General features: G+C 62.9%; 20 protein-coding genes. 4 read left to right on the forward strand and 16 right to left on the reverse strand.

The features are described from left to right. Nucleotides 1-4: 4 nt before the first annotated feature. Nucleotides 5-1,000, reverse strand: a complete 996-nt coding sequence (gene dusA, locus L6639_RS03140; protein ID WP_276576222.1) for a tRNA dihydrouridine(20/20a) synthase DusA — start codon at nt 998-1,000, stop codon at nt 5-7. Between the two features lie 386 nt (nt 1,001-1,386). Here dusA and L6639_RS03145 point away from each other — a divergent pair, with 386 nt between their 5' ends. Beyond that, nucleotides 1,387-1,557 (forward strand): hypothetical protein, encoded by a 171-nt coding sequence (locus L6639_RS03145; protein WP_237858853.1) that lies wholly within the window; start codon nt 1,387-1,389, stop codon nt 1,555-1,557. 49 nt (nt 1,558-1,606) lie between these two features. Here L6639_RS03145 and L6639_RS03150 read toward each other — a convergent pair whose 3' ends face one another. The 12 genes from L6639_RS03150 to nac all read right to left on the reverse strand — a co-directional run bounded on the left by L6639_RS03150 (nt 1,607) and on the right by nac (nt 11,285). Further along, nucleotides 1,607-2,452, reverse strand: a complete 846-nt coding sequence (locus tag L6639_RS03150; RefSeq protein WP_237858854.1) for an ABC transporter substrate-binding protein — start codon at nt 2,450-2,452, stop codon at nt 1,607-1,609. Nucleotides 2,453-2,492: 40 nt separating this feature from the next. After that, entirely contained in the window at nt 2,493-3,269 is a 777-nt protein-coding gene (locus L6639_RS03155; protein WP_377802673.1) for an amino acid ABC transporter ATP-binding protein, read from the reverse strand. Beyond that, entirely contained in the window at nt 3,266-4,024 is a 759-nt protein-coding gene (locus tag L6639_RS03160) for an amino acid ABC transporter permease (protein ID WP_377802674.1), read from the reverse strand. The genes L6639_RS03155 and L6639_RS03160 overlap by 4 nt, the downstream gene beginning before the upstream one ends. Before the next feature lie 2 nt (nt 4,025-4,026). Then, on the reverse strand, nt 4,027-4,728 hold the full coding sequence (locus L6639_RS03165; protein ID WP_237858855.1) for an amino acid ABC transporter permease: 702 nt from the start codon (nt 4,726-4,728) through the stop codon (nt 4,027-4,029). A 14-nt stretch (nt 4,729-4,742) separates the two neighbouring features. After that, the gene (locus L6639_RS03170; RefSeq protein ID WP_237858856.1) at nt 4,743-5,510 is read right to left on the reverse strand and encodes an SDR family oxidoreductase; all 768 of its coding nucleotides are present in this window, start codon (nt 5,508-5,510) and stop codon (nt 4,743-4,745) included. An 89-nt stretch (nt 5,511-5,599) separates the two neighbouring features. Then, nucleotides 5,600-6,388 (reverse strand): LamB/YcsF family protein, encoded by a 789-nt coding sequence (locus tag L6639_RS03175; protein WP_237858857.1) that lies wholly within the window; start codon nt 6,386-6,388, stop codon nt 5,600-5,602. Then, entirely contained in the window at nt 6,385-6,801 is a 417-nt protein-coding gene (locus L6639_RS03180) for a hypothetical protein (protein WP_237858858.1), read from the reverse strand. Before L6639_RS03180 ends, L6639_RS03175 begins: the two co-directional genes overlap by 4 nt. Then, the gene (locus tag L6639_RS03185; protein ID WP_237858860.1) at nt 6,798-7,784 is read right to left on the reverse strand and encodes a 5-oxoprolinase subunit C family protein; all 987 of its coding nucleotides are present in this window, start codon (nt 7,782-7,784) and stop codon (nt 6,798-6,800) included. Before L6639_RS03185 ends, L6639_RS03180 begins: the two co-directional genes overlap by 4 nt. Beyond that, a complete protein-coding gene (gene pxpB / locus L6639_RS03190; protein WP_237858862.1) occupies nt 7,781-8,440 on the reverse strand; it encodes a 5-oxoprolinase subunit PxpB in 660 nt (219 codons plus the stop codon). The genes L6639_RS03185 and pxpB overlap by 4 nt, the downstream gene beginning before the upstream one ends. Continuing rightward, nucleotides 8,437-9,789 (reverse strand): acetyl-CoA carboxylase biotin carboxylase subunit, encoded by a 1,353-nt coding sequence (gene accC, locus L6639_RS03195; RefSeq protein ID WP_237858864.1) that lies wholly within the window; start codon nt 9,787-9,789, stop codon nt 8,437-8,439. Before accC ends, pxpB begins: the two co-directional genes overlap by 4 nt. Before the next feature lie 4 nt (nt 9,790-9,793). Next, nucleotides 9,794-10,234 (reverse strand): acetyl-CoA carboxylase biotin carboxyl carrier protein, encoded by a 441-nt coding sequence (locus L6639_RS03200; protein ID WP_237858865.1) that lies wholly within the window; start codon nt 10,232-10,234, stop codon nt 9,794-9,796. A gap of 112 nt (nt 10,235-10,346) precedes the next feature. Next, nucleotides 10,347-11,285 carry a nitrogen assimilation transcriptional regulator NAC gene (nac, locus tag L6639_RS03205; protein WP_237858866.1) on the reverse strand — a complete coding sequence of 313 codons (939 nt, stop codon included), beginning with the start codon at nt 11,283-11,285 and terminating at the stop codon, nt 10,347-10,349. Nucleotides 11,286-11,427: 142 nt separating this feature from the next. Between nac and L6639_RS03210 the strand changes: the two genes are divergently transcribed. Both L6639_RS03210 and L6639_RS03215 read left to right on the forward strand, forming a co-directional pair. After that, nucleotides 11,428-12,636: an aspartate transaminase gene (locus tag L6639_RS03210; RefSeq protein ID WP_237858867.1), complete on the forward strand. Its 1,209-nt coding sequence runs from the start codon at nt 11,428-11,430 to the stop codon at nt 12,634-12,636. A gap of 21 nt (nt 12,637-12,657) precedes the next feature. Beyond that, complete coding sequence (locus L6639_RS03215) at nt 12,658-13,323, forward strand: RraA family protein (RefSeq protein WP_237858868.1); 666 nt, start codon at nt 12,658-12,660, stop codon at nt 13,321-13,323. A 204-nt stretch (nt 13,324-13,527) separates the two neighbouring features. On the opposite strand, the gene L6639_RS03220 is transcribed toward L6639_RS03215, so the two are convergent. From L6639_RS03220 to L6639_RS03230, 3 genes are read right to left on the reverse strand one after another with little or no spacing between them, the layout of a single operon-like run. After that, nucleotides 13,528-13,911 (reverse strand): cupin domain-containing protein, encoded by a 384-nt coding sequence (locus L6639_RS03220; protein ID WP_237858869.1) that lies wholly within the window; start codon nt 13,909-13,911, stop codon nt 13,528-13,530. Between the two features lie 11 nt (nt 13,912-13,922). After that, nucleotides 13,923-14,627 carry an SDR family oxidoreductase gene (locus tag L6639_RS03225; protein WP_237858870.1) on the reverse strand — a complete coding sequence of 235 codons (705 nt, stop codon included), beginning with the start codon at nt 14,625-14,627 and terminating at the stop codon, nt 13,923-13,925. Between the two features lie 42 nt (nt 14,628-14,669). Next, entirely contained in the window at nt 14,670-16,469 is a 1,800-nt protein-coding gene (locus L6639_RS03230) for a thiamine pyrophosphate-binding protein (RefSeq protein WP_237858872.1), read from the reverse strand. Nucleotides 16,470-16,697: 228 nt separating this feature from the next. Here L6639_RS03230 and L6639_RS03235 point away from each other — a divergent pair, with 228 nt between their 5' ends. Beyond that, on the forward strand, nt 16,698-17,609 hold the full coding sequence (locus tag L6639_RS03235; RefSeq protein ID WP_237858873.1) for an IclR family transcriptional regulator: 912 nt from the start codon (nt 16,698-16,700) through the stop codon (nt 17,607-17,609). Nucleotides 17,610-17,740 lie beyond the last annotated feature (131 nt).

Consider the following 17,740-nt stretch of genomic DNA (forward strand, 5'->3'; position numbering starts at 1 on the left):
GGCCCTAGGCAGCCGCCTCTGCCTGCGCGTCAGCACTGACGCGAGCGATCGCATCGCGCAGGACGTCGACGCCAGCCCCCGGCCTGACACCTTGTTCGGCAAGATGGCGACGGAAGGCCCGCGCGCCCGGTACCGCGTGGAAGGCGCCGACGAAATGCCGGGTCATGGCGTGCAGCCGCGTGCCGCGCGCGAGCTGCGCCTCGATATAAGGCATCATCGCCTCGAACGCGTCCTGCATCGTCGCGTGCGGCGCAGCTTCGCCAAAGACATCGCTGTCGACCGAGAGCAGCCGCCACGGCTCCTGATAGGCCGCCCGGCCGAGCATCACGCCATCGACATGCGCAAGATGCGCTTTCGCCTCCTCGATACTCAGGACGCCGCCATTGATGATGACTGGCACATCCGGAATCGCATGCTTGAGCCGATAGACGCGATCATAATCGAGCGGCGGGATATCGCGGTTTTCCTTTGGCGACAGACCGTTCAGCCACGCTTTTCGCGCATGCACGATCAGCGCGTCGCAGCCGGCAGCCACGACGGCACGCGCGAGCGTATCCAGCGCGACTTCGGGATCCTGGTCATCGATGCCGATGCGGCATTTCACCGTAACGGGAATGGAGACCGCGCGCTTCATCGCGTCGACGCACCTCGCAACGAGCTCAGGCTCCGCCATCAGGCAGGCGCCGAAGCGGCCATCCTTCACGCGGTCGGATGGGCAACCGACATTGAGATTGATCTCGTCGTAGCCGAACTGTTCGCCGATCCGCGCCGCCTTCGCGAGCTCGGCTGGATCCGACCCGCCCAGCTGAAGCGCCACCGGATGCTCGCTCGCGTCAAAGCCGAGCAGCCGCTCCCGATCGCCATGAATGATGGCACCGGTCGTCAGCATCTCCGTATAAAGCAGCGCCCGTTTTGTCAGGTGACGGTGGAACACCCGGCAGTGCCGGTCCGTCCAATCCATCATGGGGGCACAAGAAAACTTCCAGCGTAAACCATTCATTTCATTGATCTATCTTGATACCATCCGATCCTATCACGTGTTGGACCGATGGGAAAATCGAGTTTGGACGAGCGTGTCACATTTTGACTTTGATCCAAACTCTTACCCCGCGTGAAGGCCAAGACGCGCAGTTTGCATTCTCAGAGCACAAAACGGCGAGCGAAGTCGAGTGCACACGTACGGCGGTGTTGACTGAAACGCCTCAACAGAGGGCGAGTGACGACATGATGAAATTGGATCACACGACCGATTGACCCGGGGCGATCCGATAACTGGCGCTTGTGGTGCGAACAGTCAATGACTGCAATCGATTCTGCACCCGGTCGGTCTGAACACTTGAGTTATGCTCAAGGCCGTTTTCCTCGTCGCGATGGATCGTGCGTCCATTGACGAACGACGCCGTCCCGCCCCACAGCAGTGGCGACACCGATCAGATCGTCGACGTCGCCCCAGCGTCCGAACTGCAAGCCCGCATTGTGCGCGAGGACATCGATCGCTCCGACGTCGCGTTCAATCGTACGCTCGCCCAGCGAAAGAGCAGACCGCTGAAAGCCTAGCTCAGGATAGAATTTGCTCTAGTCGACGTGAATGGCGCCAGCTCACAAATCATGGAAGCGGCGTGAACTTCAGCTGGCTGAGCGGCACGACCTTGTCGGTACGGGTCATCTTAAACTCGGTGCTCGGACCGAGCCACTTGTCCCAGAGCTGATTGATCTCGCCGGCCTGGTCCATCGCGAGTAGGGTCTCGTTGACCTTCGCGAGCAGCGCCGGCTCGTCCTTCTTCATACCGACGCCGATCGGCTGCAGCACCATGGGCTCCTCGATCATCTTTAGCGGCTGCCCGGCCTCCTTGGACTGGTTCACGAGTTTGGTGATGGTCATGGTATTCGCCACCATTCCAACCGCCTTGTTCTGTTGAACTGCCATGAAGGCCGAACCAGTATCGACGAAGGTCAGCGGGTCAGATTCGTTCATCTTGATCGCGAGTTCCGACGTCGATCCTTTAGTCGAAGCCAGCCGCTTACCCCTAAAGTCGGCCTTGGCGGTCCCGGGATCGCTCGCCTTCACTGCCAGCATCTCCTTGGCGATATAGTACGGATCTGAAAACTGGATCTGCTCGGCGCGGCCCAGCGTGTAGGCGAGGTTCGCCACCGTGATGTCGACGTGCCCGAGCTTGACTTCGGGCACGCGCGCCTCGACCGAGAGCGGAGTGACCTTTGCGGCAACGCCCCAGCGTTGGGCGATGGCCTTGCAGAGGTCGACGTCAAAGCCGACCATCTCACGTGTCTTGGCATCCGGAGCCGCAAACGGCGGCACGTCCGCAAAAGTTCCGCACCGCAGCTCCTTGCGCTGGGTGATGTCCGACAGCTGGTCGGCGCACGCCGCCGACGCGATCCCGGCAAGGCCCGCGATCGCGGCCACCAGGCCGATTGAACGGTTCTTGAAGGACATTTCTGTTCTCCTCAAAGTTGGTCACATCAAGTCAGTGTGGTCACCGGCTGTGTAGATCCGACAGAAAGCGCTGCGCACGTGGATGTTGTGGTGAGCGGAAGAAGTCGACCGGAGCTCCCGTCTCGAGCACCCTTCCGGCGTCCATGAACCAGACGCGATCGGCGACATCGCGCGCGAAGTTCATCTCGTGGGTCACGCACATCATGGTCATTCCATCACGCGCAAGCCCACGCATGACGGAAAGCACCTCGCCCACCATCTCGGGATCGAGCGCGCTGGTCGGTTCGTCGAACAGCATCGCCGGCGGCTCCATGGCGAGCGCGCGCGCGATCGCCACGCGCTGCTGCTGTCCACCGGATAGCTGGGCCGGGTAGTTCTGCGCCTTGGCCGAGAGCCCGACGCGGTCGAGCAGCCGAAGCGCCGTTTCGCGCGCGTCACTGCGCCTGACGCCGTTCACCTTCATCGGCGAAAGCATGACGTTGTCGAGCGCACTCAGATGCGGAAACAAGTTGAAGCTCTGGAAAACAAATCCGATGCGGCTTCGCAGCCGGTTCAGCGCCGTGCCACCCAGCTTGGCATGAACGTCCTTGCCCTCGAACAGCACCGAGCCCGACTGGATTTCCTCGAGCCTGTTGACGGTCCGGATGAGCGTCGACTTGCCCGAGCCAGACGGCCCGCAGACCACTACCACCTCGCCCCTGTTCACCTCGGCGTTGACGTCGGTCAGCGCGGCCAGCGAACCAAAGAATTTATGCACGGCGACGAACTCGATCATCGGATCGGCATCCCGGGATGGCGTTTCATGCGACATGGTCATGCCCCTGATGCGCTTGCGGCTGTGGCAGGCAGCGCGGACGCGGCAGCCACGCCTGCGGTTCGGCGCGCGGTAATCCGCCGCTCGACCATGTTGATGGCCTGCGTCAAGGTCCAGCAAACGATGAAATAGCTGATGGCAAGGATGAAGTAGACTTCGAACGGCTTGGTCAGCAAGCGGTTGTTGATCTGGCCGGCCGCAAAGGTAAGCTCCGGGACGTTGATGATGTATCCGAGCGTGGTCTCCTTGACGGTCGAGACGAACTGGCTGAGGATGCTCGGAATCATGTTGAATAGCGCTTGCGGCAGGATCACGTAGCGCATCGCGCCGAGACGGCTGTGTCCGAGCGCGCGGGCGGCGTCCATCTGACCTTTCGGCAGCGCATGAATGCCGGCACGCACGATCTCGCTCAGGAATGCGGCTTCATAGCCGACCAGTGTGACCAGCATGGTCGCGAACGCCGGCACGCTATGCCCGATCAAAAGCGGCAGCACGAAATAGACCCACAGGATGATCAGCAGCAGCGGCACGCCGCGAGTGATGTAGACCATGGCCATGACAGGCCAGCGCAGCGCGCGCCACGGCGACAGGCTGGCCAGCGCCATCGCGACACTCAGCGGAAATGCCAAGGCAATGCCGAGGACTGAGAGGATGAGGGTCGCCGCGATGCCGCCAAGCGGGCCGTTCGGGTACTGACCGACGAGCAGCAACAGCCAGTTATCCCTGACGATCTCGATCATGCTTGGGAGCAGCGACATGATCAGACCGCTCCGGCCATGCGGCTCCGCTGCTCGAGATAGTGACCAAGCCACATCAGGAGCAGCGAGCAGACGAGGTAAACGATCGTGGCAATCAGGTAAGTCTCGAACGGACGAAAACTCTGGTTCTCAACCTCCTTGACGGCGTGGGTCAGCTCGGCGACGCCGATCGCCATCGCAAGGCTGGAGTTCTTGAACAACGAGACCGTATGGTTCACCAGCGCCGGCATCGCGTTGCGGACGGCTTGTGGCAGCAGGATGTAGGCCATGGCTCCGACGTAGCCATGCCCCAAGGCACGGGCGGCTTCCCACTGCCCCCTCGGCACGGCACGCAGACCGGACCGCTGATCTTCGCTGAAATAGGCAGCCTGGCACAACCCCAGAGCAACGACCGCGAACACCGCTTCGCCATTGTGATCGCCGAGCCATATCTGAACTGAGTCCGGCAGCAGGCTCGAAATGCCGAAATACCAGAGCATGAGCTGCACCAGCGTCGGCACGTTGCGGTGGTAGGAGACGTAGATCGCGACAAAAGCGCTGGCGATCCGGCTCGGCAGCATCCGGACCGCGAGGAGTATCATCCCAAGACTCATTGCCAGCAGCCATGAGCCGACAAAGATGATGAAGGTCATCTTCACCCCATGGACCAGCATCCGGCTGAACTCCGGATTGAGCAGGACGGCCATGAGGTCGAAACCCTTCATCGCGCGCCGCTCATCTAGGTCGGGAGAAAGGGTTCTGAGGAACCCCCGGGGCGCCTGGTCGACAAGCCACCCGGCACCTGCAAGGTCGGTGTGATTTCGATGTAACCCACATTCACCGCTACCGGAGCCGCAATCGCAAACGCGATCGCGTCGGCAATGTCCTTTGCCTCGGGCAGTTCGAAGCCTTCGATAAAGTTCGCGCGTGTTTCAGCGCTGTCGCCGTGGACATGGGCGAAGATATCAGTTGCAACCCGGCCTGGGCAGATCTCGGTGACGCGCACGCGTTTGCCGAAGCAATCGACCCTGAGCTGACTGGTCAGCATGCTGACGGCCGCCTTGGTCGCGTGATAGCTCGAATTGCCCGCGAAGTTGTAAGCGCCGGCAATCGACGTGACGTTCACTACGTGACCGCGATCGCGCTGAGCCATTCCCGGCACGAGCAGGCGGCAAAGATGCAGGATTGCACGCAGGTTGACGTCGACCAGGAGATCGATGTCCTCCGCATCCGCCTGGAGAAATTTCTTCGGCCGATCGACACCAGCGCTGTTGACGAGCACGTCGACTTCGATGCCGTGAGCAAGCTTGGTGATAGCCGCAATATCCCTGACATCCATCGCGTGCGGGATGCAGCCGGTGCGATCGGCCAAGGCCTTCAGCGCATCCGCGCTCCGTGCGAGCGCATGAACCTTCAGGCCCTCACGCACCAGGCGCTCGACGACCGCCAGACCGATGCCTGACGAGGCGCCGGTAACAAGAGCAGTCCTGTAATCGGAGAATGGCATCTGGTCCCTCACCTTCTCAACACGCTAAACGATCGCGCAACTTCCCCGCCAAGACGGATTAACTGTGGTGGGATAAGGTCCCCTTATGATCACCCACCCGCTCCGCCGGAGCCCGCCACGAGCCGGGAAACCGGCACAATCTCCCCGCCGGTGGCCTCGATCGAGGCCCGAATCCCCCGGGCCAGTTCGACAGCGCCCTGGGTATCCCCATGTAGCAGGATCGATTTGACCGGCATCGCGAGCGCCTTTCCGCTGGCGGCAATGACCACTCCGTCACGGAGCAGACGCTCGACGCGCTCGGCGACCGCCCCGGCATCGTGAATGACCGCACCAGGCTTTGCCCGAGACACCAGCAGGCCCTCGTCGTCATAGGCCCGGTCAGCCAGGAACGTCGTGGCGACCCTGATACCGCACTGCGCCGCCGCACCCTCGATCGCGCGGCTGTTCGAGGAAACGATCAGGAGATTGGGATCGAACGCGGCGACCGCGCGAACCAATGGCCGGGCAAGATCGGTGTCGGCAGCGGCCATGTTGCCCAGCGCTCCGTGAAAGCTCATATGCGTGACGCGATGCCCGACGGCCCGCGCGATGCCATCGAGCGCGCCGAGCTGGTAGGTGACCATTGCGACGAGCTCGGTGGTGTCGATCTGCATCACGCGCCGGCCAAATCCCTGACGGTCCGGAAAGCCGACATGAGCCCCAAGGTCGACGCCGCGCGCCTTGGCGCGCTCCGCCGTGCGCTGCATGATCAGCGGATCGCCGGCATGAAAGCCGCACGCGACGTTGGCCGAAGATACAAGGTCGAGCAGCGCCTCGTCGTTGCCCATCGGCCACGAACCAAAACCTTCGCCCATATCGGCGTTGAGATCGATCTTCATGATGCCTCACCTTCGATAGGCTGTAGTACGAACAGCGGCGTGCCGTAGCCAACGATCGTGCCGTGCGCGACTAACACATCTGTCAGCGTTCCTGCCCGGGGCGCGGGCACGGCTAAAAGTAGAGGCCCGATTTGCAGGAAGCCGAGAGGATCGCCAGCCCGGACATCGGCGACCAAAGCGATTGCGCGTTCGTGAAGCGGGTGACGATCGAGAAAGATGCCCGGCGATGGAGCGCGGACGGTCATCGACGGCGCGTCGACGGACGGCGATTCCTCGCCTTCGACAACGCGTACCGATGCGCCATCGTTCACCAGGCGCAACGTCGCGCTCGGACCGCGCAGCTCAAGCAGCGCGAGATTGGCGTCCTTGAGCCAGGCGCCCAACTGGTCGACGTGATCGAGAGGATTGCTCATCGGCCTCCCCTCTCGCCGCAGTGAAGCTCGACGAGACGGCGGCTGTTTGCGAGCCAGCGGCGAATATCCGCCGAGGCGCCCAGCGCTTCATCCCAGCTACAGCGGATGAAGCGAACGTTGCTCCCGATGGGGGCCTGGCCGAGACGCCAGAGATCTGCCTCGATCACCGTGCCGATTTTGGGATAACCGCCGGAGGGCTGTGCATCGCGCATCTGGATGATGGGCTGGCCACCATGGGGCACCTGAATGACGCCAGGCACGATGCCATGCGAGCGCAATTCCAGCGGACGCAGTGGGTTGAGCTCACGACCGGAGAGCCTGTAGCCATAGCGGTCGCTCTGCGCGGTGATCTTCCAGCCCGTCGACCACAATGCATCCTGCGATGAATTGGTGAAGCAGTCGTACTCGGCGGCCGGTAACACGCGAACGGCGGGGACGCCGTCAGCCTCGAGCGGGAGCGCCAGCCCGGGCGGAACCAGACCGAAGCCGGGCACGGCTCGGCCATTCGAACGGCCGGTCGGCAGTTCGTCGCCATCGCGGAGGGGCCGCCCCTCGTAGCCACCAAACGAGCCTCTCAACTGCGTGCTGCGCGAACCGAGCACGGCCGGCACGTCAACGCCATCGGCGATGCACAAATAGGCGCGGGTCGCCCGCCATGTCGTCTGCTTAGGATGCGAAAGCGACAGCACCTGTCCCGCTTCGGCGCGATGCGCCCACCACGGCAACACCGGCGCCTCATCAAGCCGTCCTGCACAATCGGCGCCTGTGACGGCAAAAACAGTCGAGCGCTCGAAACGAACCTTGAAGGGAAAAACCGGGACCTCAACAGCCGCGGTGTTCTCCTGGTTACGCAGCAGGATGTTGCCTGCGGCAAGCGCGAGCGGATCCATGGCGCCCGATGTCCCGACGCCGAGACTGAGCCCACCGGTACGACCGAGATCCTGGACCGTCGCAAGCGCGCCTACTGACAAAATCTTGATCATCGCAGCACCCGGGCAACCTTGAAGCGGATGCTATCGCCTGGCTGAAGCAGCGCGGGCGGGCTGCGATTTACATCGAAGAATGCGATCTGTGTGCTGCCGATCGTGTTCCATCCGCTGGGTCCGTCGGAAGCGGACACGCCGGTCTGACTACCGCCGATCGACACGGCTCCACGCGGAATCTTCAGCACCGGTACCTTGCGACGCGGCGTCGCGATGCGCGCGTCCATGCCGCCGAGGTAGCAGTAGCCGGGGTGACTTCCGAGCGCGAACACGATGTAGGTTGGCGCGCTGTGGCGTTCGACGATCTCATCGACGCTCATGCCGGTGTGCTCGATAACATCGGCCATATGCGGTCCGGCTTCGCCACCATAGGCAACGGGGAGATCGATGCAGCGCCCGGCGATCGGAAGTGGCGCGACGACGTTCCAGAGTTCGAGAAGTCTTTGTTCGATTTCCTCCGGCCGCCGTGGCGGCTCGACAAAGACCAGCATGAGGTTGTTCATGCCTGGCACAGCCTCGCGCACGCCGGGAAATCCGGCAGCCTCGTGGGCCACGGCCCAGATCCGCCGCTGCGTTTCAAGCGTGGTCTCGCCGGGCGCCTCGAACAGCAGCGCCGTCGTCCCGAGCAGGCTCGTGCGAGGACGATCCGCCGTCATGGCTGCCCACTCCGGCGAAGTTTCGTCTCGAGATGGTGGATACTAACCCCACCGCGGATGAATTCGGGATCGGCGACCAGGCGCCGGTGCAGCGGCAGGTTCGTTGCAATCCCCTCGATCCGAGCCTCGTCGAGCGCCACCTGCAACCGCGCCAACGCCACGTCGCGCGTCGCGCCGTGGACGATAAGCTTGCCGAGTAGTGAGTCGTAATACGACGAAACGCGGTAACCGGCACTTGCGTGACTGTCGATGCGCACGCCAGGCCCGCCTGGCATCTGCCAGGTGTCAATCACGCCGGGTGAAGGCACGAAGTTGTCCGGGTCTTCGGCATTGATACGGCACTCGAAGGCATGACCGTGACAGGCGATGTCATCCTGCCTGAACGGCAACCTTCCACCCTGCGCCACACGGATCTGAGCCTCGACAAGATCGATCCCGGTGGTCATCTCGGTAACAGGATGCTCTACCTGGAGGCGCGTATTCATCTCGATGAAATAGAACGCGTCATCTTCGACCAGAAATTCGAACGTGCCGACGCCGCGATAGCCGATCTGGCGACAAGCCTCCGCGCAGCGCTCGCCGATTTCACGGACTCGCGCATCCCCGATTAGCGGCGCTGGCGCCTCCTCGATCACCTTCTGATGTCGCCGCTGCAGCGAGCAATCGCGGCTGCCGAGCCAGACCGCGTCACCATGCGTATCTGCGATCACCTGGATCTCGACATGGCGCGGGCGACCCAGGAATTTCTCGACATAGATTTCGCTGTTGCCGAACGCCCGCCGCGCTTCTTCCCGGGTCAGGAGCAGCGCGTCACGCAAGCCGCCCTCACTCTCCACCACCCGCATGCCGCGACCGCCCCCGCCGCCCGCGGCCTTCAGGATCACGGGATACCCGATCTCACGCGCCGCCGCGCGCACGGCATCGAGATCCTCAGTCAGGGCTGCATCGGGACCGGGGACGCACGGAACGCCCGCCGCTCTCATGGCGCGCTTGGCCGCGATCTTGTCACCCATCACGCGCATGCTCGCGGCGGTCGGACCGATGAATGTTAGGCCAGCAGCCTCAACTTGCTCGGCAAAGCCGGCATTTTCGGACAGAAATCCGTAGCCGGGATGGACCGCCTCGGCGCCGCTGACCTCGGCCGCAAACAAGATCGCCTTCTGGTTCAGGTAGCTCTGAGCTGTCGCGGCGGGCCCGATACATAGCGCCTGGTCGGCATGACGCACATACAGCGCCTCCCGATCGGGCTCGGAATGGACCACGATTGTTCGCAGCCCGAGACGCCGGCACGCCCGCTGGATGCGCAGGGCGATCTCTCCCCGGTTGGCTATGAGAACCGATTTGAACATGGGGTCACGCGAACCGCATCAGTTCTTGTCCGGCCTGGACTTCCTCACCGGATGCGACCAGGATCGCCGACACCGTGCCGTCTTGTTCGGCCCGAACCTCGTGAAACATCTTCATCGCCTCGATGATACAGAGCGGTGTTCCTGCCGTCACAACCTGACCTACCGAAACGAAGACCCGCGCATCCGGCGCCGGCTGCAGATGGACAATTCCGAACAGGGGCGCTGCGACGTTCGCCTCTCTGTTCGGCACTGCATCGGGCTCGGTGCGAGTTGGCCGCTGTCTGGCGTGTGTGGATGGGGCCGTGTTGACCGGTGCACGAACCATATCGTTCGGCGGCGCCCGACGGACCAGCCTGAGCGACCAGCCGCCTTCGCTGAATTCCATCTCGTTCAGATCAGACGCAGTCATCGCATCGATCAGGGACTTGATCCGGTCCACATCCATGTTCCGCCACCCATACGGGATCGTGGCCTTGCACATGCAACGCCGACCTCGACGCTAGCGCTATCGATTCCTGCCGACCAAGACGGATTGGCTTTGCCCCTATAAGGGAGCGCTATGACGCCTTTTGAGAGCGCTCTTCACGCGCAATGAGGTTTCCCGGCAGACCGGCAACAAGCTCCAGCAGGATTTCCTTGATCGCCTGGGCCGGTTCGGAGAGCGGCAAATGATCGGACTGGCACAGCGCCAGCGGCGCCTCGATCACCGGATCGATGATGCAGGATTGCCAGGCATCGCAGGACGAAGCGACCTGCCGAGCCATCGATTCGGGCAGGATGGTGGCGCCAAGCCCGTCGGAAATCACAGCGGTCAGTGTGCTGGCGGATTCGATTTCCGCCACAACCTTCGGCACCTTGCCGATAGCCGCGAAAGCGTCGTTCACCATCTTGCGGACGACATTGTAGGGACGCGCGAGGTAAAGGTCGGTGTCCACAAGCATCGCGAGCGGCACTTCGGCCGGCGGCGCTATCATGCTGCTGCGGCCGACGAGGTAAAGCGGCTCTCGCAGCAGCGGCTGGAATGCGAGGCCGTGGACGGCGGTCTTGCCGCCGTAAAGAACGGCCAGGTCCATGCGGCCATTCATGACGAGCTCGGAAAGCGTAGTGCCATAGGTCTCGTTCAAATAGAGCAGAATGCCGGGGTGCCGCGCCCGCACCGCGCGCAGCAGCGGCAGGGCCAGTCCTGCCGCGGCAGTCCCTGGCGCGAGTCCCACGGCCACAGCGCCGGAGATGTTCTTCGCGGCCGCATTCATGTCGGCGAGCGCCTGGTCGCATTGCCGGAGGATGAGCTGGGCGTGGCGATATAGCACCTTGCCGGCCTCGGTCGGCACGACGCCGCTCTTGGTGCGCACCAGAAGCTGCTGACGCACCTCGCCTTCCAAAGTCGCGAGTTGCTGACTGAGCGCCGGCTGCGCCACATGCAGAACATCGGCGGCTTGCGTCAGACTCCCGACGTCGACGATTTTCACGAAATACTGCAGTCGCCTGAGATTCATGTCGTCTCCTCAGACTACCTTCTGCTCCGGACCGGGAGAAGAGTATCCATAAGATATGCCTATCAGGCCAGATTGAACTCGTGTTGGCCAGCGCCCGGCTCTGCCTCTAGCGTCGCACCTCGCTTAGCTAGGGTCAATCTCTATGAACCATCCTCGCATTTCCGCGCGCGTGAGGCGCATCAAGCCTTCGCCGAGCTCGGCGGCAGCCGATCGGGCAACGGCGCTGAAACGGGAAGGCAAGAACATCGTCAGCCTCGTCGTTGGCGAGCCGGATTTCGATACGCCTGCGAACATTCGCGCCGCGGCCTCAAAGGCAATGGACAAGGGCGCAACCCGATACACGATGCTGGCCGGTTCCGTCGATTTGCGCCAGGCGATCGCCGCGAAACTGAAGCGCGAGAACAATCTCGTCTACTCACCTTCCGACATCATCGTCACCAACGGTTGCAAGAGCGGCATCTACAGCGCGCTGGAGGCGACGATCGAGGCCGGCGACGAAGTGATCATCCCGGCACCCTACTGGGTGTCGTACCCCGATATGGTGATCGCCTGCGACGGCGTTCCAAAGATTGTCGCGTGCCCGGAAAGTCAAGGCTTCAAGATCTCGCCGGCGCAGCTCGAAGCTGCAATCACGGACAAGACGCGATGGCTGATCATCAACTCGCCGTCGAATCCGACAGGCGCAAGCTACTCAGCGGCGGAATATCGCAAGCTGGCCGACGTCCTCGCACGGCATCCCCACATGCTGGTCATGACCGATGATATCTATGAACACATCCGCTTCGACGGTCGCGCAACGCCGCATTTGCTGAACGCTGCGCCCGAGCTGGCGGACCGCGTGCTTGCGGTCAACGGCGTGTCGAAGACCTACGCGATGACCGGCTGGCGGATCGGCTGGATCGCCGGGCCCTCCGACCTCATCGGTGCGCTGAACACGCTGCTGTCGCAGGCAGCCGGCAACGCTTGCTCGATCAGCCAAGCCGCTGCTGTCGAAGCGCTCAACGGCGATCAGAGCTTCGTTTCCGAAAGCGTCGCGATGTACCGTACCCGCCGTGACCGCATGCTGACGCGCATCAACCAGATCGAGGGCTTGAGCTGCCTGCCGCCCGACGGGGCGTTCTACCTCTACGTCAATTGCGCTGCCTTGATCGGTCGAAGCACTCCGGCGGGTGCGCGCCTCGAAACCGACGGCGACGTCGCCATGTACCTGCTCGAAAGCGTTGGCGTTGCCGTGGTCCAAGGCAGCGCCTATGGGTTGTCGCCATACTTCCGCATCTCGATCGCCGCCTCGCTCGATGTGCTCGACGACGGCACCAACCGCATCGCTCACGCTGTTTCCGAACTCCGCTAACACCCCGATCGAAAGCATTTCATGTCAAACACCGGCATTGTAAAGAACCCCTCGGCTCCGCAAGTCGATTCCGCGGTAATCACAAAACTGCGGGCCATCCCGGTCGCCCTGCTCAGCGATCAGTTGCACCGCAATTGCGGCAGCATCGGGCTGATTCCCTATCACGCGCCGGCGCCGATGGTGGGCACTGCCGTAACGGTGAAGACGCGCGGCGGCGACAACCTCGCCATCCTGCGCGCCTACGACTTCTGTCGTCCCGGCGACGTGATGGTTGTCGATGCCGGCGGTGATATCTCCAACGCACTGGTCGGCGGCATCATGACACTCGGCGCGGCCTCGCTCGGGCTTGCCGGCATGGTGCTCGACGGCGCCATTCGCGACGTTGCGGAAATCCGTCAGCGCACTTTTCCCGTGTACGCTCGCGGCGTCACCCATCGTGGTCCCTACAAAGATGGTCCCGGAGCGATCAACGTCCCGATCACCGTCGGCGGCATGCCCGTGAACGCGGGCGACATCATCGTAGGGGATCAGGACGGCCTTCTCGCTTTCCCACCGTCCCTGGCTGCAACGGTCATCGAGAAAGCATTGGCTCAGGAGCAAAAGGAGCACGGCACCATCCACGCAATCCGTGAGGGCCGATGGGATCGCGCCTTCGTCGATGCGCTCGAGGCACGTTGCGCGAACTGAGCACCACAAGCCGTTGCACCTTCCCAGCAGGGCACCATTCGAGCCGTTGCTTTGAGTCCCCTTCGCGTTACCAGTTGGAATCTGCTCACATTGGACATGATGAGATTCTTGTTGATCTCATCAAAGGTGGTTCGCTTTGTGTCGACGGCAGCCTTGTTGAGCAAGGGCCCGTCCGTGTTCCGGAAACGCGTTCACTCCCGGTTGTCAGATTGGCCCCTCACCGTCGGTAACGGGCGAGGTAACTACCAGAAATACCAGGTCCGTTAGGCCGGAATTCGAGATCGCGTGCTCGACGCCGGGCGGCAAGAAGATCACGTCGTGCTTGCGCACGACATGATTCTTGCCGGCGATCTCCATCAGTCCCTCGCCATCGAGCACGTGATAGACCTGCTCCTGCACCTTGTGATGATGCCGCGCTACATAGGCCATCGGTTGGTACATTGAGATGCGGTAATCGATGCGGCGCGAGCCCGCGGTCTCCGGCATCACCAGCGGTTTCGACAGCGCTCCGCCAAAATGATTGGGAAACTCGCGCCAGGGCACTTCCGCGATGTTGCGGATGAAGGCGCCGCTGCTGTCTTCGGCCATGTTCCTTCTCCCTAATTCACCAGCGCGCCGCCATCGATATAGACGATCGAGCCCGTTGCGAAGCCGTTCGCCATGAAGCTCGCAATCTGCCGGGCAATGTCCTCGGCCATTCCGACGCGGCCAACCGGAAGCGCGGCCGCTGTCTTGGCCAGCATCTCCTTCCGGGCCGCCTCCGGCATTGCAGCCCGGATCGGGGTATCGATCACACCCGGCGAGACTGCGTTGACGCGCACCGGCGCAAGCTCAAGCGCCAGGGCACGGGCCAGCGACTCCAGCGCGCCATTGGCCGCGCTGATGATCGCCGAGTTCGGGCGCGGCCGGACGCTCAGAAAACCGGTCACCAGCGTCAGGGAACCACCCGGCCGGATCTCGGCCTCGCGCGCGACGCGCCAGGCGCCCCAGAATTTTCCTTCCATGGTCGCGCGCACATCCTCCATCGCGACCGTCTTGAACGGTCCGGTACGGAGCTGCGCGGCCGTCAGCACGACGTGATCGACGGGGCCCGTGCGCTTGAACAGCTCGGCCACGCTTTGATCGCTGGTAACATCGGTCAGGATCGCCGTCACCCTCAGCCGCTCGGCGACCGGATTAAGCTTCGCGGCGCTGCGCGAGGCAACGATGACTTCCGCGCCTTCCCTCTTTACAAGCTCCGCCGTAGCGAGGCCGATGCCTGAGGATCCGCCGATCACGACGACCTTCTTGCCTGCGAGCGTCATTCCCATCTCCCGATATTTTATTGATTGCTTTGCGAACCAAGCTCAGCCCGGCTGAAAGCGCGTGCCGATGCCCGCTTTGCTCTGGCCGAGGCCCGGCAATTCCCAGACACCGGCGCCAGCAGGATTGACGTCGGCGGCGATGTCGACATCGATCAGATAGGGCCGGTTTGCGGCGATTCCCTTGCGAATGGCCTCGCCTATGTCGGCAGCGCGATCAACCCGTACGCCTTCGACGCCGCAGGAGCGTGCCATCGCGGCAAAATCCGGATTGTAGCGCTCGCCAGTCTCCGGATGCTTGAAGTCGGTTGCCAGTTCGCGCCCGCCGAGATAGCCGCGCTGAAGCCCGCGGATCGAGGCATAGGCGTAATTGTTCCAGACCACCCAGACTACAGGCAGATTGTATTCGACCGCCGTTCCCAGCACGTTGGCATGCATGAAGAAGGCGCCGTCGCCGCAGACAGACACGCAGGGACGATCGGGCGCCGCGAACTTCGCGCCCATCACGCCGGCGACGCCAAAGCCCATCGGGCCAAAGCCCATCGAACCGATCAACGAATCCGGCCGCTTCGGCTTGCAGAATCCAAGCAGCCAGTTGTGATGCACCCCGATGTCGGAAACGAGGATGGCATCCTCCGGCAGCGCCTTGTCAATCTCGGCCGCCGCGCGCTGCGGGTTGATTGGCGTGGTGTCGTCGGAGAACCCGGGCGCGACGAACTTGTCCCAGTCCTTGCGATAGCCGTCGATCTGTGCCAGCCACTTTTTGCGCGCATCCGCCTTCTTGAAAAGATTGTCGCGGCGATCGAGTTCGGCATGCACCTGCCGCAGGAAGGTACGGACATCGGCCATGAGCCCGAGCGCGACAGGATAATTGCGAGCGATCTCTTCGGGATCGATGTCGACGTGGATCAATCGCGTCGGCGGGATCGTGAAGGAATAGCCGGGAATCCACGAGCTCGAGGTGCGATCGTCGAAGCGGACGCCGAGTGCGAGCAGCACGTCGGCCTGCCGTGTCGCGTGATTGGCCTGGTAATGCCCGGCGCGGGCGACGAGGCCGAGCGCGAGCGGATGATTGACGTCGAGCGCACCGAGGCCGCTCGCGGACGCGGCAACGGGAATCTGGAGCCGCTCGGCCAGCCTGCGCAGCTCCCCCGCCGCGCCGCCATAGCGCACGCCCTGCCCCACAAGCATGACCGGCCGCTCAGCGGTCAGCAGCATATCGACCGCCTTCTCGACGCCTTCCGGATCGGCGCCGCAGCGGCTGGAGATGTTGGCGTTCCACTCGATCGCTTTTGGCGCTTCTTCAGCTGCTGATTCCATGAAGACGTCGAAGGGCACGTCGACCACAACGGGGCCCGGACGTCCTGTGATCATGGTCTTCCAAGCTTGTCGCACCGCCAGCGGCACCATTTCGCCGCGGGTTGGCTGGAACACCTTCTTGCAGATCGTCTTCACGGTGGAAGGAAAGTCGGCCTGGTAGTGCCGGTACATCTCCTGGAACGCACCGCGATTGAACTGGCTGGTCGGGACGTTGCCGGTGATCGCCATGAACGGCACGGAATCGAGGAAGGCGTTTGCGAGCGAAATCGGTAGGTTCGCCGAGCCCGGCCCGCAGGATGTGAAGGTCGCGGTTGGCCGGCCGGAGACGCGGTAATAAACGTCGGCCATGAAGCCGGCGACGCTCTCGTGGTGCACGGAGATCGTCTTGATGTCGGATGAGCGCTCGTACAGCGCGTCGATGAACTGGATGTTGCCGTGGCCGCACAGCCCGAACACCTGCGGCACCTTCTCCTGGATCAGATAATCGACAATGACCTGGGCGCCATTGAGCATATTTCGCGACATCAACCGGTCTCCCTCTCGGCCCGTCGACTTCTTGTGTACCGATGCGGAGAACGCGGCCGGTCATCATGGGGCCGCGGGCAGCCTATTTCTCATAATGCTATACGTCAATTTATATTGTGATAGGCTGTTCATCGAGGAAGCGCGAAGCTCCGCGCCGACGACCGCGCCGGTTGCGTGCTACTGTCGCAGGAACGGAGCCAAGACGACTCACCAGAGGGAGCTCAGTCCTTGAGATCGCGTATCAAGCCAACGACCGGCGAGAAGCCCGCAAGCCCGCGCAAGGCCGCGATTGCCAAGCTGGTCCCCGCCCCCAAAGCGGATGGCGACGGCGAGGCCGAGGACAAGCAGCGTGCCGGCGGCGTTCAATCGCTAGGCCGCGCCTTCTCGATCCTCGAAGAGGTGGCGCGGCATCGCGAAGGAATTGGGCTTGCAGAGCTGAGCAAGCTGGTCGGCCTGCACAACTCCACCACCTTTCATCTCGCCAAGACGCTGGTGTCGCTCGGCTACCTCCGCCAGGAGAAAGACAACAAGCGCTACCGCATCGGTCGTCCCTTGTTTGCGCTCGCAGCATCCGCGCTTGACGAGATCGAGATGGTCAATGTCGCAATGCCCGTGCTGGAGGAGCTATCACGTCAGACCGGCGAAAGCGGGCATTTTGCCGTGCGGATGGGCGATGCGGTGGTTGTCATCGCGCGCACCAGCGGCCCCGGCGCGTTCCAGCTTGCCGATCGTGTCGGCGTGGTCCGGCCCGCCCATTGCACCGCGCTCGGCAAGATCATTCTGGCCTCGCTCCGCCCCGAGCAGCTCAAGCGCTTTATCGATCGCGTGGAACTGAAACCGTCGACACCGAAATCAATCAGCGACGTCGGAGCACTGATGCGCGAGATTGCCGAAGTGCAGCGCACCGGCGTTGCCTTCGACGACGGCGAGTTCAACCCGGAAGTGCGCTGCGTCGCCGTGCCCGTGACCGATTTCACCGGGCAGGTCATCGGCGCGCTCGGCATATCCGGCCCGATCTGGCGCCTCTCCAACCAGGCGCTGCACGCCGGCGCGCAAATCGTGCAGGCCGCGGCCGACCGCCTCTCAGCCGAATTCGGCGCCAAGGATCAAGCGCACAAGGCGTTCACGAAAAAGGCCTGAGACGCGCACAAGCGGCGATTTTGCCGGTTGACACCGGCAATGGCGTTCGGGATTATCCTCCCGCATTAGAAAAAGGTCTCTCACAATACCGGATACCCGGTTTTGAAGGGAGGCGCGCGATGCACCCGGGA

This window comes from Bradyrhizobium zhengyangense (genome assembly GCF_022012555.1).
Classification (GTDB): Bacteria; Pseudomonadota; Alphaproteobacteria; order Rhizobiales; family Xanthobacteraceae; genus Bradyrhizobium; species Bradyrhizobium zhengyangense.